This window comes from Novosphingobium sp. BL-A-28-Hi1-0D (genome assembly GCF_055521755.1).
On record NZ_JBVFVV010000002.1, the window covers coordinates 270,015 to 296,082 of the forward strand.

Below are 26,068 nucleotides of genomic sequence, written 5' to 3' on the forward strand. Positions count from 1 at the left end.
TTCCCCTCCCATAGTGCCGGTATCGGGTCCGGTCACCGTCTTCGAAAGCGCGATTCGGCAATAACCGGCGCGTCTGCCTGTTTTATGCTCTCGAGGTGGGGGAGAGGTGAACTGGCCGTTTTGTCAGGCGGTCTTGCGCGCCATTCGCAGGCATGACAGGACAATGACGATGGCCGGTTCCACGATGCAGAAGCGGATGCTTGCCGCAATGCGCCCCGCAAGCCTGGGCGAGGGCGAGCCCGTGCGCTGGCAGCAGCGCAAGTCAGCGCAGACGCGCCTCAAGATGCTCGAGGCGGCGGTCGACTGCCTTGTCGAGAGCGGGTATCAGGGGCTGACCACCGCGCAAGTGGCCGAGCGCGCGCAAGTTTCGCGCGGGGCGATGCACCACCATTTCGCCACGCGGATGGACTTGGTGGCGGCGGTGGTCGAGCACATCTTCTACCAGCGCATGCGCCTGTTTCTCGACGATTATCTCGCGGCCATGGCGCAGAGCAAAGGCGCGCTGCTGATCGACCTTGCAACCGATGCGCACTGGCGCAGCGTGCAGACGCGCGAGTATGCGGCCTATCTGGAACTGGCTGTGGCGGCGCGGACCGACCCGGAGCTGAACGCCGCGTTCGAGCCTGCGGCGCGCCGCTATGACGAGGTGTGGACCGCCGAGATGATCGAGTCCTTCCCGCAGTGGCAGGACCAGTGGCGGGCGATGAAGCTGGGCAGCGATTTCGCGATCGCGGTTCATTCCGGGCTGCTGATGCATCGTCCGGTGTTCGGGCCTGAGCGGATCGAGCAGGTGCTCAAGCTGACCATCGCCACCGTGCGCGGGCTCTACGATCCGCTGAGCTGATCCGACGTCTGCGGCGTTGTTGCCGTGAATGCACATAACGAATCCAGAGTCTTGGGAGACGACGATATGACCACCGTGGCAATCACCGGCGCAGGGCGCGGTATCGGACTGGAACTCGCACGCCAGCATGTCGAGGCGGGCGACCGCGTGATCGCGCTGGTGCGCAATCCGGAAGGTGCGGGCAAGCTGGCGGATCTCGCTGCCGCTTCGGGCGGAAAGCTGACCGTGCACCGGATGGACGTGGCCGATGATGCCTCGGTCAAGGCTGGCGCTGCCGAGACGGCGGGCGAGGCGATCGACGTGCTCTACAACGTGGCGGGGGTAAGCGGATCGGACCCGGCGGAACTCGAAAGCTCGGACTGGGCGGAATGGGACGAGGTGTTCCGCATCATGGTGCAGGGCCCGTTGCGCGTGCTGCAGGCATTCCTGCCGCGCCTCGGTGAAGGCTCCAAGGTCATCAACATCTCGAGCCAGCTGGCGGCATCGACCTGGCCCTATGGCGGCTACTATGCCTATGCCTCGGCCAAGGCGGCGCTCAACCGGCTGATGCGGTCTGTGGCGACCGATCTCAAGGAGCGCGGGATCGTCGTGGGCATCATGCATCCGGGCTGGGTGCAGACCGACATGGGCGGCGAGGCGGCGGACATCACGCCGACCGAAAGCGCCAAGGGCATCCGTGATGTCGCCGCGGCGTGGACGCTCGATCGTTCGGGCGACTTCCTCAAGTGGAACGGCGAAACCCACCCCTGGTAAGGAGCCAAGACGATGCCGTTTACCGGACCTGTCGAGGATCGCGTGGCGATCCGCGAACTGATGGACACGCACGCCCATGGCGTGATGACGCTCGACGCCGAGCTGTGGGGATCGATCTGGGCGGAGGATGCCTATTGGGAGCTGCCCGAGTATCCCGACCTTGGCGGCTTTTCCGGCAAGGCGGCAATCGTTGCCGGGTGGTCGGAATCGATGAAGCACTACGGGCTCGACAACTGCACCAAGCCGATGGTCTATTTCATGCAGCCCGGTTCCATCGAGGTCGATGGCGACGCGGCCAGGGCGATCGCCTATACCATCGAGATCTTCGACGATCCCGCCACGGGAAAGCGCATCCACGCCACCGGGCGGTATGACGATGAGCTGAAGCGGATCGACGGCGCGTGGAAGTTCACGCGCCGGTCCTATCGCACGGTGTTTGCGGATTGAGCTTTGCTTTGTGCTGATAGTGCTTCGACGGGCTCAGCATGAGCGAGGTTCGTCAGAATGAGCGGGAATCAAAGGGATTCCTGTCGCTCATCCTGAGCTTGTCGAAGGATGCTACGCCGTGCCCTGAGGCTTGCGCGCGAACCAGATGACGTGCTTGGCGCCGGTGCCGGTCGCGCATTCTTCGACCACTTCCTCGTCGACGTCGAAACCGGCATCGTGGAGGCGCAGGGCGAAACCGTCGTCGGGCCAGGCTGACCAGACGGCGAGGATGCCGCCGGGGCGAAGCGCGGCCAGAGCGGCGCGGATGCCCTTGGGGTGATAGAGCGCGTCGTTGTCGTCGCAGGTCAGGCCTTCGGGGCCGTTGTCCACGTCGAGCAGGATCGCGTCGTAGGCCTCGCGCGCCGAGCCGATCAGCATCGCCACGTCGTCATCCACCACGACCACGCGCGGGTCGTCGAGGCAACCGGCGGTGAGCGCGTGCATCGGTCCGCGCGCCCAGCGGATGATTTCGGGCACGATCTCGGCGACTGTGACCACGGCGTCCTTTGGCAGGCAGGCGAGTGCGGCGCGCAGGGTGAAGCCCATGCCGTAGCCGCCGATCAGCCATTCCGCACCGGGCCGCGCGCCGAGGCGTTCCTGCGCCATCGTGGCGAGCGACTGTTCGGAGGCGCTGACGCGCGTGCCCATGAGTTCGGCATCGGCCAGCAGGATGGTGAATTCATCACCGCGCTGCATCAGGCGCATCTCGCCTCCGCCCGGAACGAACGTGGTGTCGATCCAGTCGTGTCCGGCCCATGTGTCTGACGACGCCGGGGCGGACGTCTTTTCTGTGCTTGCGATGATCCGGACTACTTCTTGCGGGCCTTGCGCGCAGCATAGCGCGCGTCGCGGGCAGCCTTGCGTTCGGCTTCGGTCATTTCGGTCTGCGCGGCAAGCGCAGCCTCGGCGTCGATCTCTGCCTGGCGCTGGGCGGCTTCCTCGGCGGCTTTGGCTTCGGCCTTGGCCAAGGCAGCGGCGCGGCGGGCGGCCTGAGCGGCTTCGCGTTCAGCGGCCTTGGCTTCGGCCTTGGCGGCGGCGGCGGCAAGCGCTGCCGGATCGGGGGCGGGCTTGGCCTTCAACTTGGCGAGCGCCTTTTCACGCGCAGCTGCAGCTGCGGCGATGCGGTCGTTGAAACCGGGTTCCTTGTATCCTGCCATCTGTAATCGAAGACCTTGGGAATTGAAGTGACGTCAGGCGAGGCGGAGCGCTTCGCCGCTGATGCAAGGGCTTGGATCTATCGGCACAAGGCAGCCAAGTGCCTGAATTTGCGCCATCGGCAAGTTTGCAAGGGTGCCCCTAGCACGATGTGGCGGGCTTTGACTAGCGCCATGCAAGATGGCGAGGATGGAACCATAAGGGCGCGACCGGTTTGGGCGGGGATGGAACAGCCACTCGATTGCCTGATCATCGGCGCCGGACCTGCAGGCCTGACCGCAGCGATCTACCTTGCGCGCTTTCACTTGCGCATCGCGGTGATCGATGCCGGGCACAGCCGCGCCGCGATGATTCCGCGCACGCACAACCATGCCGGCCATCCGGGCGGGATCGCGGGGACAGAACTTCTGCGGCTCATGCGCGAGCAGGCGGCGGAGTTCGGGGTGGAAGTGCAGACGGCGAAAGTAGAGAGTCTGGTGCGTGAAGGGCTGGGGTTTCGCGCCTCGGCTGATGGCAACGCGTGGGCGGCGAGGAGCGTTCTGCTGGCCACGGGCGTGGTCAACAATCGGCCACCGATGGCCGACGAGGTTCACGACGAGGCGCTGGCGCGGGGATTGTTGCGCTATTGCCCGGTGTGCGATGGCTATGAGGCAAGCGACCAGCGCATCGGGGTGATCGGTACGGGCAGCCGGGGCCATGGGGAGGCGCTGTTCCTGCGCGGCTTTTCGCGGGACGTCACGCTTGTTTCGCCTGAAGGCGAGCATGAGCTGGATGCCGGGGAGCGGGCGGAACTTGAGCGGCTGGGCGTGACGCTTGTCGGCGGACCTTGCGCGCGTTTGCGGATCGAGTGTGAGGCTATCGTCGTGCCGTCGCCGTGTGAGGCGCTGGCGTTCGACACGGTCTATCCGGCGTTGGGTTCGGTGATCCGGTCGGAACTGGCGCTGGCGCTGGGGGCGAAGGCGAATTCGGAAGGCTGCATCGAGATCGACGCGCACCAGCGGACGAGCGTGAAGGGGCTCTATGCGGCGGGCGACGTGACGCGGGGGCTGGACCAGATCAGCCATGCGATGGGGCAGGCAGGCGTGGCCGCGACGGCGATCCGCAACGATTTGTGCGAGATTGCCCCCCTGCTGCGCTGATCAGAACTGCGAGGCGTGGGCCTCGACGCGGTAAGTGCGCATGCGGGTGCGGTCGAACAGGCGTTCCTCGTCCTCGACGATCTCGGCCATGATGGCGGGATCGGCCATGGCGGCAAAGCAGGCGTCGCAGGTTTGCTGGTCGGGGAAGTCGATCTCGAGCACGACATCGAAATCGTGGGGCTGGTCGGTGCCGTCCAGCGGGTGGAGGTGGTTGCGCTGGTAGCGGGTGGCCCAGCCTTTGAGCACCTTCTCCCCGATCAGGCGGTGGCGGCTTTCATAGTATGCGATGAAATCTGTCTTGCTCATGCCATCGCGGCGCTTGAGCAGGGTGAGGACGGTGATGGTCATGCGTGGGCGTCGAGCCAGCGGCGCGTGGCTTCGGCCACGGCGGCGGCGCGCAGGGCGGGGTGCGGGAAGGCATCGCGCAAGACTTCGGAACGCAGTTCTATGGCCAGCGGGATGCCGGGCGGCAGTGCGTGGTAGAGCGCTGCCAGCGGCAGGGCGCCTTCACCGCATTGTTCGCGCAAGTTGATCGCATCGTGGATCACCGCGTCGAAGTCTGCAGGATCGGGGCGCGCGGCGGGGGCATCGCAGAACTGGGCGTAGGGCAGGAGTGCGGGGTCGAGCTGGGCGATCTGCGCGATGGACGAGCCGGAGCGGTCGACGTGGATCGGGTCGATCAGCAGGGCTTTGAGCGGGTGGTCTATCCGGTCCAGAATGGCGAGCGCGGCGGTGAGGGTCTTCACTTCGGTGAAGATGCCGAATTCCAGCGCGACGCGGATGCCGCTGCCTTCGGCGTGGCGGCATAGGTCGAAAAGCTGGGCGGCGGTGCGGGCGTGGTCAGGGTCGGACGAAACGCACAGGACGTTGCGCGCGCCAAGTTCCGCGCCGACGTCGATGACCTTGCGGTGACCGTCGAGCGGGACGTCGGGTTTGAGCCAGATCACCTCGACATCGAGCAGCGGAAGTCCCGTGGCGGCAAGCGCGGTGCGGGCATCGCGGGTGTGGGCGGCGGTCCATTCCAGTGGATCGACCCAGAGGCCGACCATGTCGAAGCCGCCTGCGCGGGCGGCTTCGATGGTGTCGACAGGGCCGAATTCGGGGACGACGCCCGAGGCCAGACTGATCGGGTTCATTTGCCCGAGGTTCTCACATCTGGGGTTCGGGGAGGTCCGGATCGTCCTGCAGATACCAGTCCAGCCATTCGTGGAAGTACTGGTTGCCGCGTTCGTTGCGGCCGAAGACGAGATCGTCGTGCGCGCCGGTTTCGAGGCCCTTCTGGATTTCGAGGCCGATCAGGTAGTCTTCGGTATAGGTCACGTCGCGGAAGAAGTTCATCGCGGCTTCGACGTTGGCACGATCCTCCTCGTCGCGGATGGGTTCGCGGCGCAGGTAGTTCAGCACGGTGCGGTTTTCGCCCGGCGTCGGTCCGGGGAAGAGCTGGGCGACCTGGGTGATCTCGGGCGCGATGAAGGCCGATACGTTGGGGAACATGATGCGGACGAAATCGAAGCCGTTGTTCTCCTGCGTGCCCCACTCTTCGCGCGGCACATCCTTCAGGGCCTCGGCAATGCGGTGGTGCGGGAAGCCGATGCGCTGGTGCGGACCGAAGCCTTCGTAGTGCATGCAGTTGGACGGCGTGCGCGGGAAGATCGTTTCGGGGTGGAGCGAGGCGAAGTGGTAGCCTTCGAGATAGCCGTCGTAAGCGATCTTCCAGTTGGCGCCCTCGATCACGCGGCTGCCCATGTAGGTCCACTTGCCGAAATCGAGCGCTTCGAAATCGTCGAGGAAGCCGCGGAAATAGGCATCGACATCGATCGGGGCATTGGGCGTCAGGACGACGAAGATCATCCCGGCCTTCTCCTGACACGGCAGTTCGCGCAGGCCCATTTCGGACTTGTGGACTTCGCCGAACTTGCTGGCTTCGGAAATGCCGATCAGCTTGCCGTCCTGGCCGAAGGTCCAGCCGTGGTACTTGCAGGTGAAGCGCGGGCAATTGCCGTGGCCTTCACTGGCAACCGGCGCGCCGCGATGCGAGCAGACGTTGAGGAAGGCGCGGACCTTTCCGGTCTTGTCGCGGTTGATCAGCACCGGCATGCCGACGGCGTCCATCGCCTTGTAATCGCCTGGATTGGGCAGTTCGGCGGTGAAGGCGAGCATCAGCGGCACGCGCTTGAACACCAGCTCCATCTCGGCCTTCCACTGGTCCGGATCGGTATAGCTGCGGACGGGGACGCGCTTGGTCGTCGTGGTGAGGAAGGTCTGCTTGTTCTCGACATAGTCGCGCATGATTTCAGCGACTTGTCCGATACGCTCGATACGGTCCATGGGATCTGGTGCCTCTCCGTGGCCTTTTGGCCGAATGTTGCCAAGACCATGCCGTGGGCTGCGTCATGGGGGAAGCTGTGATTGGCGATAGGTTACTCGCCTTTTCGCCAATTGCTGAAGCAGCTTCGCGCTTGGAACAAGCCACGCCATGAACGAGAACAGTGAAAAGCCCTGGGACTGGCTGCCGATTCCCTCCCCGCATCAGCAGGCCTTTGCCGCGAGCGGAGCCTGGGCGGGCAGGACTCTGGCCGATCTGGCGCGCGAGCGGGCGGCGGCGACGCCTGATTTCGTCTGCTTCATCGATGGCGAGGGGCAGTACACTTTTGCGCAAGTGCTGGCCGAGGCGGAGGCGCTGTCCGCCTCGCTTCATGCGCGGGGGTTGCGCGCCGGCGATGTTATCGCGTTTCAGGTGCCCAACTGGCGCGAGGCGGCGGTGATCAATCTGGCGGCGGCGCTTTCGGGCTTTGTCGTCAATCCGATCGTGCCGATCTATCGCGATGCCGAAGTGACGATGATGCTGGGCGATTGCCGCGCGGCGGCGATCTTCGTGCCCGAGACTTTCCGCAAGGTCGATTATGCAGCGATGGCGCGCAGGTGCCAGCAGGCGCTGCCGGACCTGGCCCATGTGTTCACGGTGCGCGGGAGCGGGCCGGATGACTTTGGCGCGCTGGTCGAGGCCGGGCGGGGCATGTCGTTCGAGGCGCCGCAGGTCGATCCGATGGGCGTGAAGATGGTGCTCTATACGTCGGGCACGACCGGGCGGCCCAAGGGTGTGCTGCACAGCCATTGCACGCTGGCGCATATCGTCGCGGCAAGTGGGCAACACTGGGGGCTCGCCGAGGGCGAGGCGACGCTGATGCCTTCGCCAGTCACGCATGTTTCGGGCTATGCCAACGGGCTGGAAGCGCCGTTCATTTGCGGCATCCGTTCGGTGCTGATGGAGGCGTGGAACGCAGCCGATGCGCTGGCGCTGATCGAGCAGCATGCCTGCGTGGGGACGGTTGCGGCGACGCCGTTTCTGGTGGAACTGGCGGCGGCGGCACGGGCTGCGGGCACGGGTCTGCCGAGCTTCCGCTTCTTTGCCTGTGGCGGGGCGGCAGTTCCGGCGGACCTTATTCCGGCAGCCAATGCGGCCTTCGACAACGCCCGCGCCTTCCGCGTGTTCGGCGCCTCCGAAGTGCCGCTGGTGACGTTCGGCTGGCCGCATGACGAGCATCTGGCGGCGACGACCGATGGCGAAGTGGTCGATTACGAAGTGCGCATCGTCGACCACGAGGATAACGATCTGTCGCGCGGGGCCGAGGGCGAGATCCTTGCGCGCGGGCCGGGCATGATGATGGGCTATGCCGACGCCGCGCAGACCGCCGAGGCGATCACGCCCGACGGCTTCTTCCGCACTGGCGACCTTGGCGTGCTGGACGAGCGGGGCGCGGTGACGATCACCGGGCGCAAGAAGGACCTGATCATCCGGGGCGGCGAGAACATCTCGGCCAAGGAGATCGAGGACGTGCTCCACGGCCATCCGGCGGTGAAGGAAGCTGCCGTTGTCGCCATGCCGCATGAGCGGCTGGGCGAGGGCGTGTGTGCCTATGTGATCCTTGCAGGCGAGGCCGATGCGGCGACGCTGGTCGCGCATGTCGGCGCTTCGGGAATGGCGAAGCAGAAGATCCCCGAGCGCTTCGAGTTCGTAGAGGACTTTCCCCGCACGGCCAGCGGCAAGGTGCGCAAGGATCAGTTGCGGGCGGATATTGCCCGGAAAGTGCTCTAGGCCGCGTTCTCCTCGGCGCGAATCTGGCTTTCGAGGCGGTGGCGGACCTTGAGTGCGCCGGTATCGCAGCGAGCCGAGATTTCCCTTGGCGGGGTGTCCAGCCCCTGCAGGACCAGTTCGATCGCCTCGATCGCGGCCTTGTCCTGCGGCTGGATGCGCAGGCCCATGTCGACATGGATCTTGCCGAGCGCCGGGTTGTCGGTGGCGAAATCGCGCGAGGTGATCACGAAGTAATGCAGCGATCCCGGCGTTTCCGGCGTGATGACATGCAGGTAGTTCTGGGTGCCTAGCCGCTGGCCGCTGCTGCTGTCGAAGAGATCGCCGCCGGTGCGGATCAGGTGCGGGCCGAAGTATTCGGCGTCGAAGGACTGGTCGAGCGGGCCATCGTGCTCGGGAAACATCAGCTTGAAGAAGGGGTTCGACGGCAGCGCCTTGCCGATGCGGCGGACGTTGAGGCTTTGTGGCGTTTCGACAAGTTCCACCGGAAGGCTGGCGACCTTGTCTCCCGCCGGAATCGTGTCGGCATGGATGAAGCTGACGTGGCTGAGATCGAGCAGGTTGTCGATCAGCAAGGTGTAGCGGGCGGCGATTCTGGCGGGCATGTGCTGTTCGGTGGCCCATGCCGGATTGCCGGAGCCCATGGCTTCCATGTCAGGCAGGAGCGCCTCGTCTGCCAAATCTTGCGCGCCGGTCCAGACCCACACGAGGCCGCCGCGTTCGGCCACGGGATAACGGCGCAGGTCCGCGCCCGTTGGCAGCGCGGTTTGCGTCGGCACAGCTTCGAGCGCGCCGGACGCGGCGAAAGTGAACCCGTGGTAGCCACAGCGCACGCTGTCCCCCACGAGGCAGCTTTTCTCGAGCGGAAAGGCGCGGTGGGGGCACAGGCCCGACAGGACCACCGCATCGCCCTGTTCGGTGCGGTAGAGGATGACCCGTTCGCCAAGGATGGTCCGGCCCAGCAGTTCGCGCGTGACTTCAGAGGAATAGGCCGCAGCCCACCACTGGTTGCGGGGCCAGGGCTGGCGCGTCTTGAGAGGGTGCATAGGTCTTCTCCCGGAGTCTCGTTGCCGTATTGTTTGGCATTTGCCAAAGATGTTTGTCAATTGCCAAAGTCCGTGGCATCCCTCGATCATGACAGCCAGACCTGCCCGCTATGCCCCTGCCGCCAATCGCGAAGCCATTCTCGAGGCGGCGCTCGAGGTCTTTGCCGAGGAAGGCTATGAAGGCGCGAGCACGCGCAGGATTGCCGCGGCCGCCGGGATCGAGCCGGGGCATCTGGCCTACTACTTCCCGACGAAGCGCCTGTTGTGGCAGGCGGTGATCGAGGCGTTTGCGCGCGATGGTGAAGGCGTGCTGCGGGCTGCGCTGGAACAGCCTGGCGGGCGGCCGGCACGAGACGTCCTGCCCGCGATGCTGACGGCCTTGCTGCGCAGCTTTGCGGCAAACCCCCGGCTGACGCGTCTGATGCTGCAGGAGTTCTCGGTCTCGGGCGAGCGGCACGACTGGGTCGCGCAAAGCTTCGGCGTGCCGGTGTGGGAAATCCTGCGTCCGCTCTTTGCCGAACTGGAAGCTGAAGGTCTGCTCTCGGGCGCCAGCGCGGCGGCGGCTTACATGAGCCTGCTGGGCGGCGCGTTGCTGGCGTTCGGCACGCGCGACTATTTCGTCGGGCTCAGTGGCTGCGATCCCACCTGCGAGCCCGAACTGTCACGCTATATCGACCTGCTTCTGCGGCCCTTGCTGCAGAAGGGCTGATATCAGCCTTCTGCCATAGCCCCGGCCATTGTACTTGCTGTCGCTGCGTTGATTTCGTCGCGCTTGGGGTTGCGGCGCGGGGTCAGGCAGCGTTCACCTGCAGGTCCCGGTCATGAAGCATTCGTCCATGGCGAGGGCAGTGCAGTTTCGCGCAAGTGCTGGCCGAGGCCGAAAAGCTCTTTGCCGCCTTCACCAGTTGGCACCTGCCGCGTGGCGACCGGCGCGGCGACCGAAGTAGGACCCCGGCCCGAGGCTGAGGCCCGAAGCATAGGCCTTGCCGGTGCGCGGGATGTGCGCGGCGCTGGCGCCCACCACGTAGAGGCCGGGGATGGTGTTCGATTTCAGGTCGAGCGCCCGTCCGGTCGCGTCGGTCTTGATCCCGCCCAGCGTGATGAACAGGTAGTGCGACTTGTCGAAGCTGATGTCGAAGGCGGCATAGGGGCCGACATCGAGCGGCTTGAGCCAATCGGCATGCTTGTGGAAGCGCGAGTCCACGCCCCTGGCAGCATCGGCGTTGTAGGCGTGCATCGTCTCGACCAGCGAACCTTGGGGCAGGGCGAGGCCCGCTTCCATATCCTTTACCGTTTCCCAACCATCGACCAGCGAGTGCTTGGCCAGTGGATTTTCGGGGTAGGCGAAGACTTCGCTGTCGACGATCAGGTAGGCGGTCTGGCCCGGCTGCTCCATCACGAAGTTGCCGAGGCGGCCGTGGTAGACGTCTTCCGAAACAAAGCGCTCGCCGTTGCGGTTGACGACGATGCCCTTGATCAGCTGGCCGGGCGGATAGATCGACGCGGTGGGGATCACGCCGTCCATCGCCACGGCATGCGCGCCAGCGGAAAGGCCGAGGCGCACGCCCGCGCCATCGTTGCTGGGGATGCCGAGCGGTTCGCTCGTCTCGGTCAGCAGCGGCAGATGCTGCTTGATGAGCGGCTCGCACATGTTGTGGCTGCCGCAGGCAACGATCACGCCGCGCCGCGCGCGGACGAAGAACTCGCGGCCTGTCTGCCGCACCTTGACGCCGACGACGCGGCCATCGTCCTCGTCCTGCACCAGCGCGATCACTGCGCTGTCATAGATTGCGGCGATGCCCTCGGCCTCGCAGCGTTCGAGCAGGGGCTTCATGCCCGCCGAGCCTGCATTCTCGCCGACGCCCGCGACCTTGTGGCCGCGCGGGGCGGGGCGGGCAGCATCGCGATAGGGCCAGGCCTTCTCGTTGCCGGTCCACATCAGGCAGGTGGTGTCCTCCAGCCAAACCGCCTTGCCGGGGTAGTAGGTGCGCTCGAACGGCACGCCCTGGGCTTCGAGCCAGTCGAAGTGGTCCTTGCAGTCGTTGGCAAAGGCAATTGCCGCATTGGGATCGAGCGGATCGCAGCTGGCGAGCAGGAACGCGGCGAGCTGTTCGGCGTCGTCGTCATAGCCTGCGGCCTGCTGGACTGCCGTGCCGCCGCCGAGATACCAGATTCCCGAGGACAGCGCGCTGGCCCCGCCGCCGCCCGAGGCACGCTCGATGATCAGGACCTTCGCTCCGGCACGGTGCGCCTCGAGCGCGGCGCAAGTGCCCGCCGCGCCCTGTCCTGCGACGACGACGTCGACCTCCTGTTCCCACTCCGCCACGTCGACCGGACGGATCACTTCGGGAATTTCCACTGCCTGCGTCATTGGATCAAGCCTGTCCCATTGCCTTGGCGACCGAAGCGTTGATCTCGTCCCGGGTGGGGTTGCGGCGCAGGGTCAGGCCGCCGTTTACCTGCAGGTTCTCGCCGGTCATGAAGCATTCGTCGCTGGCGAGGAAGACCACGGCGGCGGCGACGTCTTCCGACGTGCCCCAGCGGCCGAGCGGGTAGGAATTGCGGAACGATTCGAACAGGCCGGGGACTTGGCTTGCATCGGCGTTCATCGGCGTGTCGGTAAGGCCGGGCGAGATCGAGTTGGCGCGGATGCCGTCGGCCCCGAATTCGTGGGCGATGCAGCGGATGATGTGGTCGGTGCCCGCCTTGGTGCCCATGTAGATCGCGTGATCGTTGAGCATGATCGTGGCGGTGGCCGAGCTGATCGTCATCAGCGAACCGCCGCGCCCGCCAAGCGACCTGGCCATCTTGCGGATCATCGCCTGGAAGAACTGGTGCGGGCCGACGAGTTGCAGCGCGCTCATCGCGTCAAGCTCTTCGCGGGTGACTTCGAGGAAGGGCTTGAGCAGGCCCCAGCCGGTGGCGTTGATCGCGATGTCGATGCCGCCGAGCTTTTCGGCTGCGGTATCGGCAAGGGCGTTGACGCTGGCTTCATCGGTGATGTCGCAGGCGGTCCATTCGCAGCCGGTGCGCGTCGCGAAGTCCTTGAGCACGGCTTCCTTGCGGCCTGCGACGAGCACATGCGCGCCTTCGTCCATCAGGCGCTGGGCGATGACCTGGCCCATGTTGCCTTCGCTGCTGGCGCCAAGCACCACGGCGGTCTTGCCTTCGAGACGCATATTCCTCGCTCCCAATCGCGTTTGGCTCTGGCTACCACCACAGGCCGTCGGACATTTCCTGTTCAAAAGGGGAGTGGCTTGGCATGGCTGCCCCCTTCAAGAACGCTGCAACGGAATCTGCACGGGATAGAGGAGCAACAAGATGGATCTCGGACTCAAGGGCAAGAAGGTCATCCTGACCGGCGGCAGCCGCGGCATCGGGCGGGCAACGGCGGAAATTCTTGCATCCGAAGGTGCGGACATCGCGTTCTGCTCGCGCAATGCCGAACAGGTCGCCGAAGCGGCGGCCAGCCTCGAGAAGCATGGCGGCAAGGTCTTCGGATCGGCCTTCGATATGGATCAGGGCCACGATGCCTATCGCGCATGGCTGACCGACGCGGCCGAGAAACTGGGCGGTTGCGACATCTTCATCCCGATGATCTCGACGTCAGGCTCGGGTCAGACGGGCGACTGGCAGAAGGGCCTCGACCACGACATCATGGGATCGGTGATCGGCGTGGAAGTGCTGGAGAAGTACCTCGAAAAGTCGGATGACGGTTCGATCGTGATCCTCTCCTCGACCGCAGGGCTTGAGACGTTCATCGTGCCGCAGGGCTACAATGCGCTGAAGGGTGCGCTGATCGTCTATGCCGGGCAGCTTTCGCAGGCGCTGGGGCCAAAGGGCATTCGCGTGAACGCGGTTTCGCCGGGCCCGATCAAGTTCTCGGGCGGAAGCTGGGACGTGATCGAGGGTGCTGCGCCCGAACTCTACAAGTCGGTCAAGAGCGGTTTTGCGCTCGGGCGCTTCGGGGCGCCGGATGATGTGGCCAAGGCCGTGGTGTTCCTTGCCAGCCCGGCTTCGTCCTACACCACCGGCACCAACCTCGTGATCGACGGCGGCTTTACCAAGCGCGTCCAGTTCTGACGGGCTGGCAGTTCTGAGGGCCAGACCATGAGCATCGGGGCCAAGGGGATCCAGCACATCGGGGTCTCGGTCCCCGATCTCGACAAGGCGCGGGCGTTCTACCTCGATCTGCTGGGTGCGATCGAGGTGGGGCCGCCGCTCGAATGGCGGGACAATCCGTTCATCGACGAGGTGATCGGGCTGAAAGGCAGCGCGGCGCGGCAGTTCATGTGCCGGCTGGGCAATGCGCATATCGAGGTGTTCGAGTATTCGGCACCCGAGCCGCAGAAGCAGGACCCCGATCGCGGGGTGAACCATCACGGCTACACCCATTTTGCGGTGCAGGTGGACGACGTTCAGGCTTGCTACGCGCGGCTGCTCGAAGCCGGGATCCGCGTCCATGCGCCGCCTTTGATGGAAGGCATCACGGTGGACGATGAGGGCCGCAAGCATGGCTATGCGGCGACCTATTGCCGGGACTTCTTCGGCAACGTGTTCGAGATCATGGAAATCTACGACGACCCGCAGATTCGCGCCGTGTGGCGCGAGGGCGAGGGCGTGATCGTACCGAACTGACTTTCGTTGTTGGAAAACAGACCAATCTGCCTGTTTCCCCGGGGAAACGCCCGAAACTAGCCAAAAGCGCAGGGGTCCGGGCGCCCTGTTCTTGACCTCGGTCAAACGATTCCCGGCCTTGGCATGACATCACTTTCTCACCCCAAGGATGAGAGAGGAAAGACATGGCAGACCGCGATCCCGGCGCGTTCGAACAGGCGCGATGCCCCGGCACCAGCTGGGAAGACATCCTTCGCGCAGATGACGTGGCTCCGCCCGCGTTCATGGCCGAGGATCGGTCGCAATATCTCGGCTCTGAACCCATCGATGCGGCGCGGTATTACAGCCACGAGTTCTTCAAGGCAGAATGCGAGAAGATGTGGCCCAACGTGTGGCAGTTCGCCGCGCGCGAGGAAGATCTGCCCGAGCCGGGCGACTATGTGACTTATGACAACGCGGGCCGCTCGTACCTGATTGTGCGGCAGGAGGATGGCAGCGTAAAGGCGTTCCACAACGTTTGCCTCCATCGCGGGCGCAAGCTCAAGACCGACAGCGGAAGTGCCGAGCAGTTCCTCTGCCCGTTCCATGGCTTTTCGTGGAATCCGGACGGGTCTCTGCGCAACATTCCTTGCCGCTGGGACTTCGCCCACCTGACCGACCAGAAGATGCAACTGCCCGAGGCAAGCCTTGCACAGTGGGGCGGCTACATCTTCGTGCGCGATAATGCGGAAGGGCCAACCATCGAGGAATACCTCGATCCGCTGCCAGAGTTCTTCAAGCGCTGGCGCCATGAGGAATGCGTGACGGTGGCGTGGGTGGCCAAGGTCATTCCTGCCAACTGGAAGATCGCGATGGAGGCTTTCATGGAAAGCTACCACGCCTATGTCACGCACCCGCAGCTGATGCCGTTCACCGGCGATGCCAATGCGGCCTACCACGTGCTGGGCCGACACGTGAACGTGAACTACACCCCGTTCGGCGTGATCAGCCCGCATATCGAGGCGCAGGCCGAGGCCGAGCACTGGCCGCAGCAGCGGATCATCGACGAGTTCCGCAAGTACAATGGCCGCAGCGCCGACAACTATGACGAGGACAAGGACAACTACGCGATTGCCGTGCCCGAGGGCCGAAGCGCCCGTGCCGCACTGGGCGAGAAGATGCGCGAGGTTTCGGAAAAGCAGTTCGGCGGGGACTATTCGGGCGTTTCGGAAAGCGAGCTGCTCGACGCGCTGGTCTACAACGTCTTCCCGAACTTTGCGCCTTGGGGCGGGTTCATGCCCAACATCGTCTATCGCTGGCGGCCCTGGCCCGATCAGGACAAGTGCCTGATGGAAGTGCGCGTGATTGCTCGCGTGCTGGAGGGTCAGGAGCGGCCCGCTGGGGTGCCGATGCACTTGCTGGGCGATGACCAGATCTGGGCCGATGCGCCCGAACTCGGCGTGCTGGGCGCGGTGCTTGATCAGGACAGCGAGAACATGGCGCTGTGCCACGAGGGGCTGAAGGTTTCCAAGAACCAGGCCGTCGAACTCGCCGATTATCAGGAAGTGCGCATCCGCCACATCCACCAGACGCTCGACTTCTATCTGAACAAGTGAGGCCAATCCGATGACCGAACTTTACGACAAATACGCCCGCGCTGCCGAGCGGATGCTCCATTTCGTCGAGACGCGCACGACCGATCAGGCCGCTGACGTGATGCGGGTGCCGGTGGCGGATTACCTCAGCGAGGAGCGCTTCGAGGCTGAGATCGCGAGAATCTTCAAGCGCCTGCCGCTGATGCTCGCGCTGACCATCGAACTGCCGGAGGTAAACGACTACAAGGCGATGGAGGTCATGGGCCTGCCGGTGCTGATCACGCGGGGGAAGGACGGCAAGGCGCGCGCGTTCCTCAACGTGTGCAAGCACCGCGCGATGCATCTGGCCAAGGAAGGCAAGGGCAATTGCAAGGCCTTTGCCTGCCAGTATCACGGCTGGACCTACTCGAACGAAGGCAAGCTGATGGGCATCGCCGAGGCGAGCACGTTTGGCGACGTGGATCGTTCGACGCTGAACATGACCGAGCTGCCTTGCGACGAGGCGGCGGGGCTGATCTTCGTGATCCTGACTCCCGGCCTGCCGATCGACGCCGTCGAGTGGATGGGCGGGATGTACGAGGACTTCGCCGCGCTCCGCCTCGAGACGTGGTACTTCCACAAGGCGCGCGCGATGAAGGGGGCGAACTGGAAGGTGGCCTATGACGGCTATCTCGAAGGCTACCACTTTCAGGCGGCGCACACCAATACGGTGGCGACGCGCAGCCCTTCGAACCGGGCGAACTACGAGGGCTTCGGCCCGCATATCCGGCTGGGCTTCCCGCAGAACGCGATCACCCGGCTCAAGGACCTGCCGCGCGAGGAATGGGGCAGGCAGGAGAACAATGGGTATGATTTCATCCGCATGCTCTTCCCCAACATGAGCTTCTTCCTCGCGCCCGAAATGGGCCAGTTGGCGCAGCTGTTCCCGGGGCCGAAGGCGAACCAGAACACCACGGTGATGAACTACATCTTCCCGGTGAAGCCCGCGACCGAGGAAGGCCTCGCCGCGCTCGATGCGATGTGCGATTTCTTCTTCGATGTGGTGGAGGAGGAAGACTACTTCCTCGGACTCAAGGTGCAGAACGGGCTGGAATCGGGCGCCATGACGCACCAGACCTTCGGGCGCAACGAGCCGGGCAACCAGTTCTTCCACAAGTGGGTGGCCTATTATCTCGACGAGAGCGGGCAGACGCCGAGGCCGGTGATGAAGGAATAGCGAAGCTGCTGATTTGACTGGACCTTCCGGTCCTTGCAGGTAACCGTTCGGCGCGGCCAGCCCGCCTGAGTCGTTTCTCCTGCAACCGGAAGGTCCCTGCATGACGCATCGTTTTCGCCCCGCCACAGCCCTGCTTCTTGCCGCATCGGCATTTGTCTTTGCAGGCCAAGGCGTTGCGGCGCAGGACAGCTTTCCGCCGAGCGACATTCCGGCCAAGTTCGCCCCGCCCGAGGACGCGCGCGACTATGTAAAGCGCGAAGTGATGATCCCGATGCGCGACGGGAAGAAGCTCTACACCGTGATCGTCTTTCCCAAGGGTACGACCAATGCGCCGATCGTGCTGACGCGCACGCCCTATGACGCAAAGTCGCGGGCCAACCGGATGGACAGCCCGCACATTCTCTCCACCCTGCCGCTGGCCGACGAGGCGTTCGTCAAGGCGGGCTACATCCGCGTCTATCAGGACATCCGGGGCAAGTATGGCTCCGAAGGCGATTACATCGTGACGCGGCCGGTGCGCGGCGAACTGAACAAGACCGAGACCGACCACGTCACCGATGCCTACGACACGATCGACTGGCTGGTGAACAAGGCCAACCTGCCCGAATCGAACGGCAAGGTCGGCATGATCGGATCGAGCTATGAAGGCTTCACCGTGGTCATGGCGCTGCTGAACCCGCACCCGGCGCTGAAGGTGGCCGCGCCCGAAAGCCCGATGATCGATGGGTGGATGGGCGACGACTGGTTCCACTATGGCGCGTTCCGCCTTGCCAACATCGGCTGGATCGGTTCGCAGACCGGCTACAAGGGCAAGGGCGAGGATCCCGCGACAGGGATCTACGACAACTATGAAGAATTCCGCCGCATGGGCGGGGCCAACGAGTGGGCGAAGAATTCGGGCTTCGACCAGCTTCCTGCATGGCAGAAGATGGTCAAGCATACGGCCTATGATGAATTCTGGCAGGGTCAGGCGCTCGACAAGCTGCTGGCGGCCAATCCTTCCAACGTGCCGACGATCTGGGAGCAGGGGCTGTGGGACCAGGAGGACATGTACGGCGCGATCACTGCTTGGGAAGCGCTGAAGGCCAAGGGGAAAACCGGCAACAATTTCCTCGTGATGGGGCCATGGCGCCACAGCCAGGTCAACCGCGAGGGGCGTGAACTCGGGCCGTTCAAGTGGAATGGCGACACGGCAGAGCAGTTCCGCGAGGACATGGTGCTGCCACTGTTCAACCAGTATCTGAAGGATGGCCCGGCGGCGAACCTGCCGCAGGCGGCGATCTACAACACTGGCGAAAACCACTGGGACAAGCTGACGCAGTGGCCGCTGTCCTGCGAGAAGGACTGCGCCGCGCCGCTGAAACCGATCTTTCTGCAGGCAGGCGGCGCGTTGGGCTTCGACAAGGGTGGGGTTGGAGAAGACAGCTATGTCTCCGAACCTGACAAGCCTGTGCCGCACCTGCCGCGCCCGGTTAACTTCAACGATGGGCGCTGGGGCGACTGGCTGGTGAGCGACCAGCGCCATGCTGATGGTCGGCCTGATGTGATGACCTACATGACGCCGGTCCTGACCAGCGCCGTGCGGGTATCGGGCGCGCCGACTGCCGATCTCTATGCCAAGACCACGGGCACCGATGGCGACTTCGTGGTCAAGGTGATCGACGTGTTCCCGGATGAGGTTGCGGGTTCGGACCCCAAGATGGGCGGGTATCAGTTGCCGATCAGCCTCGACATCTTCCGGGGTCGTTATCGCGACAGCTTTGCCAAGCCCACGGCGATTCCGGCGGGCAAGGTGCAGCGCTACAAATTCCGCCTGCCGACGGTGAACCACGTGTTCCAGCCCGGCCACCGGATCATGGTGCAGGTCCAGTCCTCGCTGTTCCCGCTCTACGATCGCAACCCGCAGAAGTTCGTGCCCAATATCTTCCTTGCGAAGAAGGATGACTACCAGAAGGCGACGATTACGCTTGAGCGCGGCGGGGCGAATGCGAGTGCTGTGTGGCTGCCGGTCGTGCCCGAGGGGACTGCGCTGCCCAAGGCGCCCTAAGCTTTTGCGCTGTCTGTCAGCGCCTGTGCCGGTGCGCCGAGCACGGCTTGGCGGAGCTGTAGCGAGCGGGTGAACATCGGTCCGCACTCTTCGAGGAACTGGGTGGGCTTCATGCCGAGAAACTCGTGGGCTTCGCGGATGAAGTGCGAATAGTCGGTGTAGCCTGCATCGATGGCCAGCGCGCGCCGTCCGGGCCCGCCCTTGATCAGCGCATGGAGCGAGCGCAGGAAGCGCGCGCGGCGCAGCAGGAGCTTGGGCGGAAAGCCGAAGGCCTTGAGGCTGAGCCGTTCGAGTGACCGTGGCGCAACTCCGGTGCTGGAAGAGAGCTGGGCTACGGTGCGCAGGCCGGGGTCGAGCAAGGCGGTGGCGAGGCGCACGATCGGCTCGTCGTCCTTCGGGGGGTAGACCATCCGTTCGAGGAACCACCGGTCAAGAGTGCGGGCAATGTCCTGCCCGCCGCTGCTCATGCGCAAATCGCGTGCAAGGCGTTCGACCTGCGGGCCGAAGACATCGCGGGCCGGAACGATGTGATCGGCAAGGTCTCTGGCCGGCACTCCGCTCAGCCGGACCCAGCCTCTGGGCGTGATCCCGGCGCCGATGACCGTGCCCGCCTCGCTTTCCGACCAGCAAGCCGCGCTCGATGGACCGAAGAGCGCTACATCCGGCACGCGAAGCGGTGCCGAGACGCCGCAGCGGACATGCCAGCGGGTCGCCGGGTCCAGCAGGATGCGCAAGTTGAACCAAGCCGGCTGGAACACGTCGCGGTGCACTTCGCCTTGCGGTGGAGTGACGGCATAGAGGTGATAGCCGCTGACGAGGCCATCAAGCTCAGCGCACGGCCGCCAATAGTCCATGCGGCCCGCTTGCGCGGTTGCGGACGGTGCCGAACCGCCAAGCGTGGGTGATTGTGCGACCTGCATGTTCCTGTTCTTGCACTGTTATCCATCTGGATCACTTGCGCAAAGGACAGAACGTTGCAGGCTGCGGTTTGTGCCGCAGGTCCCAGCCGCGACGCCCGGTGGGGTATGAAGGCGTCGCGGCGGGGTGGGGCGGCTCCAAGCGGGGCAGGCCCGGAGCCTAAAGGCGTCTCAGATGCGGATGCCGGACTTGCCCGGCGCAAGGATGCCGTTGGGATCGAGCGCGCGCTTCAGCGTCTGGTCGACCTTGCGCTTGACCGGGCCGAACAGGTCGGCCGCCTGATCCATGAAGGCAGTGTTGACGCGATAGACCGCATAGCCGCGCTTGCCGAACTCGCTGAGCAGCTTGGCGAAGCATTCGTGGGCGCGGGCCATCTCGTCCGGGTCCGAGCGGTCGTAGAGCACATCGATGATGTGGTGCATGTCGCGCATGCCGACGACGTATTCGGCGACGTAGTCCAGCCCGTATTGCCCGAGGATTTCCTTGGCGAGGCGGGTCTGTTCGACCGTTTCGCTGCCCTTGGCGGCGGTGACCGGGGCAAACCACATCGATCCGCCGCCACCGCGCCAGCGATAGAGGCCGAATTCCTGCAGCGTCATGTCGCCGCGCATCAGCTTGGCGCGGTAGTTGAAGGGCTGGGTGTCGCCGGCCTCTTCCTCGGTGATCAGCCTGCCCTTGCCGCTGGCCTTGATCGCACCGGCGATGATCTGCCAGTTGACCTCGACCTGCTCCTTGGTGCCATAGAGCGCGGCATAGACGTTCCAGGCGCCAAGGCCCTCCTTGGCCTTGATCTCCTCGAGCACGCTGTCGGGCGTGACGCCGGTGCCGTCGTAGTACTTGCTGCGCGGCATCAGGGCGGCCGCTTCCCACATCACGTTGGCAAAGACCATCGCGTTGGGGATGACGTTGGCGATGCGAAGCGGGCGCAGGGTTTCCACGATGTCGTGGATGTCCTCGTCATTGTCGTAGCGGATGCAGAACGGCTTGTAGACCGGGGGCTTGGGCATCAGCCACATGCCCATCTTGGTGACGATGCCGTAGTTGGACTGGGTGAAGATGCCGTCGAGCGAAGGCCCGTAGCCCCACTTGAACACCTGCCATGCGCTGGTGCCTTCGACCCCGCCCATGCCGGTGCGCAGCACTTCGCCGTTGGCGAGGACGACTTCCATCCCGCACTGCATCATGAAGTGCTCGCCATAAGGCGTGTAGCCGACGCCGCGATCCAGCGTGTTGCCGACAGGTCCGGCGATGGCGGAAGGGGCAGGGCAGGACAGCCACAGCGGTATGTCGTTCTCTTCAAGGTAGTCCTTGAGCTGCTGGTAGGTGACGCCCGGTTCGACCAGCGCTGTGCAAAGCACGGGATCGACCTCGAGGATGCGGTTCATGTGCTTGAGATCGAGCACGACCTGGCCCGGGCTTTGCGGCGCGGCCGAGCCATAACCGAAGTTGCGACCGGTCGAGATCGTCCAGACCGGCACCTTGTATTCGTTGCAGACCTTGAGGATCTGCTGGATCTCGCTCACTTCGCGGGCATAGAGCACGGCCGAGGGGCGGTGCAGGTCCTCGCTCTCGGCGATCATCACCTTGGTGTAGGGCGCGATGTGATCGGCGTCCGTGACCACGTTCTGGGGGCCGAGGATCGCGACGAACTTGGCGATCGCGGCATGCATGTCGGCAGCGCTGACGCCTGCGGGCAGGATGGTGGGATCTTCAGGCGCTGCGGGTGCGACTGGTGCGGCGGGCTTCTTGGCTGGCATTGTCTCTCTCCTTGCCGTTCAGCGCTTAGCCGCCGGCTTGGGCAACTTCGAGGTGGACACGAGGCGGGCGACGCCATCGAGCGAGGCATCGTCGATGGCCGAGTGCGGGAAGGCGGGCATGGCGAGCATGCCGTTTCGCACGACGCTGCGGATGTATTCGGGCGGGAGCGCGCGGCCTCGCAGTTCGGGGCCGACGCCGGTCAGGTGGCATTGCCCGCAGGTCTTGTCCCACAACACTTGAGGCGATGGCCACTGGCCCGAGGGCGTTGCGGCAGGGGCCGCCGGAGCAGCACCGGCGGGCAGGGCAAACGCTGCGAGGAGTGCCGCACCGGCGGCAAGGAGGGGCAGGTTGCGCGCGTTCATGCGGAGGCTCCCGAGGGACGGATGACCGGGCGCAGGGTGGCGCGGCGGTCGATGTTGGCGATGTCGAACAGGACGGCGTCGGCGCCATCAAGGAACAGCGCGACTTCGCGGCCGACGCTGATGGCGAGGGCTTCGCGCACTTGCGCAAGGCGCTGCGAATAGTCGCCTGACAGCACCACGGCGGCGCCCTGCCAGTCGGCCGGAACGCCCGTGCGGTGGGACGCGATGGCGAGCGGTCCGGACGGGGCGAGGACCGCTGCAGCGGCGGGCACGGCAGTTGCCACACCGGCGACGGTGCTGACGGACAGGAAAGTCCTGCGGCTGATCGCAGGCAAGGCAGGCATCATGCGCTATCTCCTCTTCGTGGCCGTGCCGGTCCGGCGGGCAACGGAAGGGAGCCAAGTGCGACAGGCCCTGCCCTGCGCTTTCGTGCATCTCTCCGGTCGCTCGCCGCTATCCACGGCTGTGGAGGCGTTTTAGCAATTGCCGTGCCAGTTGGGTCTGAGGAGCAGGCGAAGTTGGATTATCGTGTTGATATTGTTTTTGATTCTGCAGATTTTGGTGGTGGGGGTGCCCAATCTGGCCTGCCGGACCTGAATCAACGATTGTCTGATTTACGCCATTCCTTGAGGTGGAGTGTCTGAAATGATACAGACGCCTGATGTCTGCAGACTTGTTCAACCAGCTCCACTTCGATCACGCGCAGGGCCATATCTGGCTGGCCGGGCGGCGCATGATGATGATCCATGCGCGGGCCTTCAGCCTGCTGCGCCACGAAGTGATCGAGGCGGTGGGGCTTGAGAAGGCGCGCGGGCTGTTCACCCGGCAGGGCTACAACAGCGGGGCGATGGACGCCGAGATCGCCAGCAAGGTCCGGCCCGATGCAACGATCTACGAGATGTTCGCCGTGGGGCCGGGCCTGCACATGCTCGAAGGCATGGTCCGCACCGATCCGGTCAGCGTGAGCATGGATACGGCCACGGGGGCCTTTGCCGCCGAATACATCTGGCGCGGATCGACCGAATGCAATGCCCATCTCGAACTGTTCGGGCGTGGGCCGCTGCCCGCAGGCTGGTCACAGATCGGCTATGCCAGCGGCTATGCCAGCGTGTTCCTTGGCCGCCCGATCCTGTTCCGCGAGGTCGAATGCGTGGCGATGGGGCACGAACATTGCCGCGTCATCGGCCGTCCGGCGGAGGAATGGCAGAACTGGCAGGATGACTTGCGCTACATGCGCGGCGCGCAGCTGAACGAGATCACGCCTGCTGCAGGGGAAGCGGTCGTCGAAGCCGGTGGCCGAAGGATCGTGGGCGCTTCGGCAGGTTTCAACGTGGCGTTCGACATGCTGGGGCACGTGGCCGATACCGATGCCGTGGTGCTGTTCTCGGGAGAGAGCGGGGTGGGCAAGGAGATCTTCGCGCGCAATCTCCACGCCATGGGGCGGCGCGCGCAAGGGCCGTTCATCGGGGTGAACTGCGCGGCGATCCCCGAAAATCTGCTCGAAGCCGAGCTGTTCGGGGTGGAGAAAGGCGCGTTTACCGGGGCGAACGCGTCACGGCCGGGCCGCTTCGAGCGGGCGAAGGGTGGCACGCTGTTCCTCGACGAGATCGCGACCCTGTCACTTGCCGCGCAGGGCAAGCTGCTGCGTGCCATCCAGGAGAGCGAGTTCGAGCGGGTTGGCGGGACGAGGGTGTACAAGTCCGACGTGCGTCTTGTTGCGGCGACCAATGTCGATCTGCGCGCGGCGGTGGAGGCGGGGACATTCCGGGCCGACCTGTTCTATCGCCTGAACGTCTTTCCCATCCGCATTCCGCCCTTGCGCGAACGCCGTGCCGACCTGCCGCTGCTGATGGAGCATTTCCTCGGGCTCTACAGCAGCCGCTATGGCAAGCGTCTGACGGGCTTCGAGGAAAGCGCGGTGGCGGCGATGCTGGGCTACGAATGGCCGGGCAATATCCGCGAACTGGAGAACGTGATCGAGCGCGGCGTGATCATGGCCCGCGACGGGGAGCCGCTGCGGCTGCATCACCTGTTCTCGGGCGGGGAAGTGCTCGGGCCGCCTGCATTCCGGGTGGTGGATGGCGACGTGCGCGCCGGAGATGCGGCGGCGGAACTGGTCGATGCCGGGATGGATCTTGAGACCACAGAGCGGCGGATGATCGCGCGCGCGCTCGAAAAGGCGGGCGGCAACAAGACGCGCGCAGCCGCATTGCTCGGCATCAGCCGTGCGCAACTGCTCTATCGTTTGGGGCGGGACAAGGCGGGTTAGTGCCTGACCATCGCGCCGCCATCGACCCAGACGCCGTGGCCGGACATGAAGCGGGCATCGTCGCTGCACAGGAAGGCGATGACGTCGGCGATGTCCTCGGGCTGGCCGAGGCGGCGCAAGGGGGCCTTGTTTTCCCAGAAGGTGCGGAATTCGGGCATGTCGGTGAAGGCGGGCGCGGTCATCGGGGTGGCGATGGCGCCGGGCTGGACGCAGTTTACCGTGACGCCGAAGGGTCCGAGTTCGGCCGCGACCGACTTGGTGAAGCCTAGAACCGCATGCTTGGACGCGGAATAGGCGGCGAGGCCCTCGTCGCCGTGGCTTGAGGTGGTCGAGCCGATGGTGACGATGCGCCCGTTACCCGCGGCCTTGAGATGCGGGGTGGCATCGCGGACGAGGCGGAAGACCGCGATGAGGTTCACTTCCAGCACGCGCAGGAAATAGGCGTCGTCGTGGCCCTCGAGCGGGTGGAACGCGCTGATTCCGGCGCAGGGGACCAGCGTGTCGAGCCCGCCCATGGCGGCAATGGCCTGTTCGACAAGGCGGGCATTGGCATCGGGCTGGGTCAGGTCAGCGATGAAATCGACATCGCCCTGCACGTCTGCGGTAAAGACTTGTGCGCCATCTGCGCGCAGACGCGCGGCGGTGGCGGCCCCGATTCCCGAAGCCGCACCGGTCACGATGGCCGTGCGGCCCCTAAGGCGATCAGAGGCGCGGCGATCAGAGCCCATCGGCGATCTTCAGCACGAGCTTGCCGGTGTTGGCGCCGGTGAACAGCCGCATGAAGGCGTCATAGGCGTTCTCAAGCCCGGTCTGGATGTCCTCGTCAATGCGCAGGCGGCCTTGCGCCATCCATTCGGCCATGACCGCGCCGCCTTCGGCAAAGCGCGGGGCATAGTCCATTATCAGGTAGCCGTAGAGCGTGGCCTGCTGGGTAAGGATCGACCAGATGTTGCGCGCGCCGATCTTCTCGGGCGAATTGTATTCGCTGATCAGCCCGCACAACACGATGCGCGCGTGCTTGGCGAGGTTGAGCAGTTCGGCATCGAAGACGTCCCCGCCGACGTTCTCGAAGATCACGTCGGCGCCGCCGGGCGCGGCCTCGCGAATCTCCGCGGCAAGCTGGGCGACTGACTTGCCTTTGTAGTCAATGGCGACATCGAAGCCGTAGTCTTCGATCAGGCGGCGGCACTTGTCCGGGCCACCGGCAATGCCGATCACCCGGCAGCCGAGAATCTTGCCGATCTGGCCGACCGCCGAACCGACGGCCCCAGCAGCACCCGACACGAGCAGGGTTTCGCCCGGCTTTGGCTTGGCCACGTCGATCAGGCCGAAGTAAGCCGTAAGGCCGACCGCGCCCATCGCCGAGAGGAACCGCGATGGCGAATCCACAAGGCTTGTATCAACCTTCATGGTGAATCCGCCCGCGCCGTTCACCGAGTAGTCTTCAAGGCCATTCATGCCCAGGACCCAGTCGCCGACGGCAAATTCCGGGGTGTTCGAGGCGGCAACGACGCCGATGGTCGAGGCGCGCACCGGGTCTCCCAAAGGGATCGGCGGCAAGTAGCTGGGAGCATCGTCCATCCATCCGCGCTGGGCAGGATCGAGCGAAGCATAGCAATTGCGCACGACGAATCCGCCTTCCGGCGCTGCGGGAACTGCCTCTTCCACAAGGGAAAAATCTTCGGGCACCGGTGTCCCATGGGGGCGGCGCGCAAGCAGGAAGCGGCGATTGACGGTCATTGTGATCTCTCCCGGATTCTTGTCCGAACGTTACGGCAAGCATGGAACATG

At 64.9% G+C, this 26,068-nt stretch carries 26 protein-coding genes; 12 read left to right on the top strand and 14 right to left on the bottom strand.

From position 1 onward, the window contains the following. Positions 1 to 169: 169 nt before the first annotated feature. From ACZ1JW_RS18860 to ACZ1JW_RS18870, 3 genes are all read left to right on the top strand, one after another. Positions 170 to 844, top strand: a complete 675-nt coding sequence (locus ACZ1JW_RS18860; RefSeq protein WP_465142880.1) for a TetR/AcrR family transcriptional regulator — start codon at positions 170 to 172, stop codon at positions 842 to 844. Positions 845 to 910: 66 nt separating this feature from the next. Next, a complete protein-coding gene (locus ACZ1JW_RS18865; protein WP_465142881.1) occupies positions 911 to 1,597 on the top strand; it encodes an SDR family NAD(P)-dependent oxidoreductase in 687 nt (228 codons plus the stop codon). Positions 1,598 to 1,609: 12 nt separating this feature from the next. Then, positions 1,610 to 2,044 carry a nuclear transport factor 2 family protein gene (locus ACZ1JW_RS18870; protein WP_465142882.1) on the top strand — a complete coding sequence of 145 codons (435 nt, stop codon included), beginning with the start codon at positions 1,610 to 1,612 and terminating at the stop codon, positions 2,042 to 2,044. Positions 2,045 to 2,155: 111 nt separating this feature from the next. On the opposite strand, the gene ACZ1JW_RS18875 is transcribed toward ACZ1JW_RS18870, so the two are convergent. Together ACZ1JW_RS18875 and ACZ1JW_RS18880 are read right to left on the bottom strand one after the other, a co-directional pair. Beyond that, entirely contained in the window at positions 2,156 to 2,788 is a 633-nt protein-coding gene (locus tag ACZ1JW_RS18875; protein WP_465126468.1) for a spermidine synthase, read from the bottom strand. 104 nt (positions 2,789 to 2,892) lie between these two features. Next, positions 2,893 to 3,240 carry a DUF6481 family protein gene (locus tag ACZ1JW_RS18880; RefSeq protein WP_465126469.1) on the bottom strand — a complete coding sequence of 116 codons (348 nt, stop codon included), beginning with the start codon at positions 3,238 to 3,240 and terminating at the stop codon, positions 2,893 to 2,895. 222 nt (positions 3,241 to 3,462) lie between these two features. Between ACZ1JW_RS18880 and ACZ1JW_RS18885 the strand changes: the two genes are divergently transcribed. Next, positions 3,463 to 4,377, top strand: a complete 915-nt coding sequence (locus ACZ1JW_RS18885) for an NAD(P)/FAD-dependent oxidoreductase (RefSeq protein ID WP_465142883.1) — start codon at positions 3,463 to 3,465, stop codon at positions 4,375 to 4,377. Here the strand turns inward: ACZ1JW_RS18885 and ACZ1JW_RS18890 are convergent, their stop codons facing one another. Genes ACZ1JW_RS18890 through ACZ1JW_RS18900 form a run of 3 tightly spaced genes read right to left on the bottom strand, consistent with a single transcriptional unit; the run spans position 4,378 to position 6,705 of the window. Continuing rightward, positions 4,378 to 4,725: an EthD domain-containing protein gene (locus ACZ1JW_RS18890; RefSeq protein WP_465126471.1), complete on the bottom strand. Its 348-nt coding sequence runs from the start codon at positions 4,723 to 4,725 to the stop codon at positions 4,378 to 4,380. Beyond that, the gene (locus ACZ1JW_RS18895; RefSeq protein ID WP_465142884.1) at positions 4,722 to 5,513 is read right to left on the bottom strand and encodes a sugar phosphate isomerase/epimerase family protein; all 792 of its coding nucleotides are present in this window, start codon (positions 5,511 to 5,513) and stop codon (positions 4,722 to 4,724) included. The genes ACZ1JW_RS18890 and ACZ1JW_RS18895 overlap by 4 nt, the downstream gene beginning before the upstream one ends. Before the next feature lie 13 nt (positions 5,514 to 5,526). Continuing rightward, a complete protein-coding gene (locus ACZ1JW_RS18900; protein ID WP_465126473.1) occupies positions 5,527 to 6,705 on the bottom strand; it encodes an aromatic ring-hydroxylating oxygenase subunit alpha in 1,179 nt (392 codons plus the stop codon). A gap of 148 nt (positions 6,706 to 6,853) precedes the next feature. On the opposite strand from ACZ1JW_RS18900, the gene ACZ1JW_RS18905 reads away from it, so the two are divergent. Then, the gene (locus ACZ1JW_RS18905; RefSeq protein WP_465142885.1) at positions 6,854 to 8,473 is read left to right on the top strand and encodes an AMP-binding protein; all 1,620 of its coding nucleotides are present in this window, start codon (positions 6,854 to 6,856) and stop codon (positions 8,471 to 8,473) included. On the opposite strand, the gene ACZ1JW_RS18910 is transcribed toward ACZ1JW_RS18905, so the two are convergent. Further along, positions 8,470 to 9,516 (bottom strand): Rieske 2Fe-2S domain-containing protein, encoded by a 1,047-nt coding sequence (locus ACZ1JW_RS18910; RefSeq protein ID WP_465142886.1) that lies wholly within the window; start codon positions 9,514 to 9,516, stop codon positions 8,470 to 8,472. The two genes, ACZ1JW_RS18905 and ACZ1JW_RS18910, sit on opposite strands and share 4 nt — an antisense overlap. A gap of 88 nt (positions 9,517 to 9,604) precedes the next feature. On the opposite strand from ACZ1JW_RS18910, the gene ACZ1JW_RS18915 reads away from it, so the two are divergent. Beyond that, entirely contained in the window at positions 9,605 to 10,225 is a 621-nt protein-coding gene (locus tag ACZ1JW_RS18915; protein WP_465142887.1) for a TetR/AcrR family transcriptional regulator, read from the top strand. A 189-nt stretch (positions 10,226 to 10,414) separates the two neighbouring features. On the opposite strand, the gene ACZ1JW_RS18920 is transcribed toward ACZ1JW_RS18915, so the two are convergent. Together ACZ1JW_RS18920 and ACZ1JW_RS18925 are read right to left on the bottom strand one after the other, a co-directional pair. Further along, a complete protein-coding gene (locus tag ACZ1JW_RS18920) occupies positions 10,415 to 11,887 on the bottom strand; it encodes an FAD-dependent oxidoreductase (RefSeq protein ID WP_465142888.1) in 1,473 nt (490 codons plus the stop codon). Positions 11,888 to 11,891: 4 nt separating this feature from the next. Continuing rightward, entirely contained in the window at positions 11,892 to 12,695 is an 804-nt protein-coding gene (locus tag ACZ1JW_RS18925) for an SDR family oxidoreductase (RefSeq protein WP_465142889.1), read from the bottom strand. A gap of 142 nt (positions 12,696 to 12,837) precedes the next feature. Between ACZ1JW_RS18925 and ACZ1JW_RS18930 the strand changes: the two genes are divergently transcribed. From ACZ1JW_RS18930 to ACZ1JW_RS18950, 5 genes are all read left to right on the top strand, one after another. Beyond that, the gene (locus tag ACZ1JW_RS18930) at positions 12,838 to 13,599 is read left to right on the top strand and encodes an SDR family NAD(P)-dependent oxidoreductase (protein WP_465142890.1); all 762 of its coding nucleotides are present in this window, start codon (positions 12,838 to 12,840) and stop codon (positions 13,597 to 13,599) included. 27 nt (positions 13,600 to 13,626) lie between these two features. After that, positions 13,627 to 14,154, top strand: a complete 528-nt coding sequence (locus ACZ1JW_RS18935; protein WP_465142891.1) for a VOC family protein — start codon at positions 13,627 to 13,629, stop codon at positions 14,152 to 14,154. Positions 14,155 to 14,318: 164 nt separating this feature from the next. Then, a complete protein-coding gene (locus ACZ1JW_RS18940) occupies positions 14,319 to 15,728 on the top strand; it encodes an aromatic ring-hydroxylating oxygenase subunit alpha (RefSeq protein WP_465142892.1) in 1,410 nt (469 codons plus the stop codon). A gap of 10 nt (positions 15,729 to 15,738) precedes the next feature. Further along, entirely contained in the window at positions 15,739 to 16,923 is a 1,185-nt protein-coding gene (locus ACZ1JW_RS18945) for an aromatic ring-hydroxylating oxygenase subunit alpha (RefSeq protein WP_465142893.1), read from the top strand. 100 nt (positions 16,924 to 17,023) lie between these two features. Then, entirely contained in the window at positions 17,024 to 18,970 is a 1,947-nt protein-coding gene (locus tag ACZ1JW_RS18950) for a CocE/NonD family hydrolase (protein WP_465142894.1), read from the top strand. Here ACZ1JW_RS18950 and ACZ1JW_RS18955 read toward each other — a convergent pair. The 4 genes from ACZ1JW_RS18955 to ACZ1JW_RS18970 form a co-directional block, all read right to left on the bottom strand. Further along, the gene (locus ACZ1JW_RS18955) at positions 18,967 to 19,890 is read right to left on the bottom strand and encodes a helix-turn-helix domain-containing protein (RefSeq protein ID WP_465142895.1); all 924 of its coding nucleotides are present in this window, start codon (positions 19,888 to 19,890) and stop codon (positions 18,967 to 18,969) included. The genes ACZ1JW_RS18950 and ACZ1JW_RS18955 overlap by 4 nt on opposite strands. Before the next feature lie 168 nt (positions 19,891 to 20,058). Then, positions 20,059 to 21,645 carry an FAD-binding oxidoreductase gene (locus tag ACZ1JW_RS18960; RefSeq protein ID WP_465142896.1) on the bottom strand — a complete coding sequence of 529 codons (1,587 nt, stop codon included), beginning with the start codon at positions 21,643 to 21,645 and terminating at the stop codon, positions 20,059 to 20,061. Positions 21,646 to 21,663: 18 nt separating this feature from the next. After that, positions 21,664 to 22,008, bottom strand: coding sequence for a c-type cytochrome (locus tag ACZ1JW_RS18965; RefSeq protein WP_465142897.1), 345 nt, complete (start codon positions 22,006 to 22,008; stop codon positions 21,664 to 21,666). Next, positions 22,005 to 22,355 (bottom strand): hypothetical protein, encoded by a 351-nt coding sequence (locus ACZ1JW_RS18970; RefSeq protein ID WP_465142898.1) that lies wholly within the window; start codon positions 22,353 to 22,355, stop codon positions 22,005 to 22,007. Before ACZ1JW_RS18970 ends, ACZ1JW_RS18965 begins: the two co-directional genes overlap by 4 nt. 314 nt (positions 22,356 to 22,669) lie before the next feature. On the opposite strand from ACZ1JW_RS18970, the gene ACZ1JW_RS18975 reads away from it, so the two are divergent. Then, on the top strand, positions 22,670 to 24,277 hold the full coding sequence (locus ACZ1JW_RS18975; RefSeq protein WP_465142899.1) for a sigma 54-interacting transcriptional regulator: 1,608 nt from the start codon (positions 22,670 to 22,672) through the stop codon (positions 24,275 to 24,277). On the opposite strand, the gene ACZ1JW_RS18980 is transcribed toward ACZ1JW_RS18975, so the two are convergent. Then, positions 24,274 to 25,005, bottom strand: coding sequence for an SDR family NAD(P)-dependent oxidoreductase (locus ACZ1JW_RS18980; protein WP_465142900.1), 732 nt, complete (start codon positions 25,003 to 25,005; stop codon positions 24,274 to 24,276). The genes ACZ1JW_RS18975 and ACZ1JW_RS18980 overlap by 4 nt on opposite strands. Then, on the bottom strand, positions 24,995 to 26,017 hold the full coding sequence (locus ACZ1JW_RS18985; protein WP_465142901.1) for an NADP-dependent oxidoreductase: 1,023 nt from the start codon (positions 26,015 to 26,017) through the stop codon (positions 24,995 to 24,997). The genes ACZ1JW_RS18980 and ACZ1JW_RS18985 overlap by 11 nt, the downstream gene beginning before the upstream one ends. Positions 26,018 to 26,068: the final 51 nt, after the last annotated feature.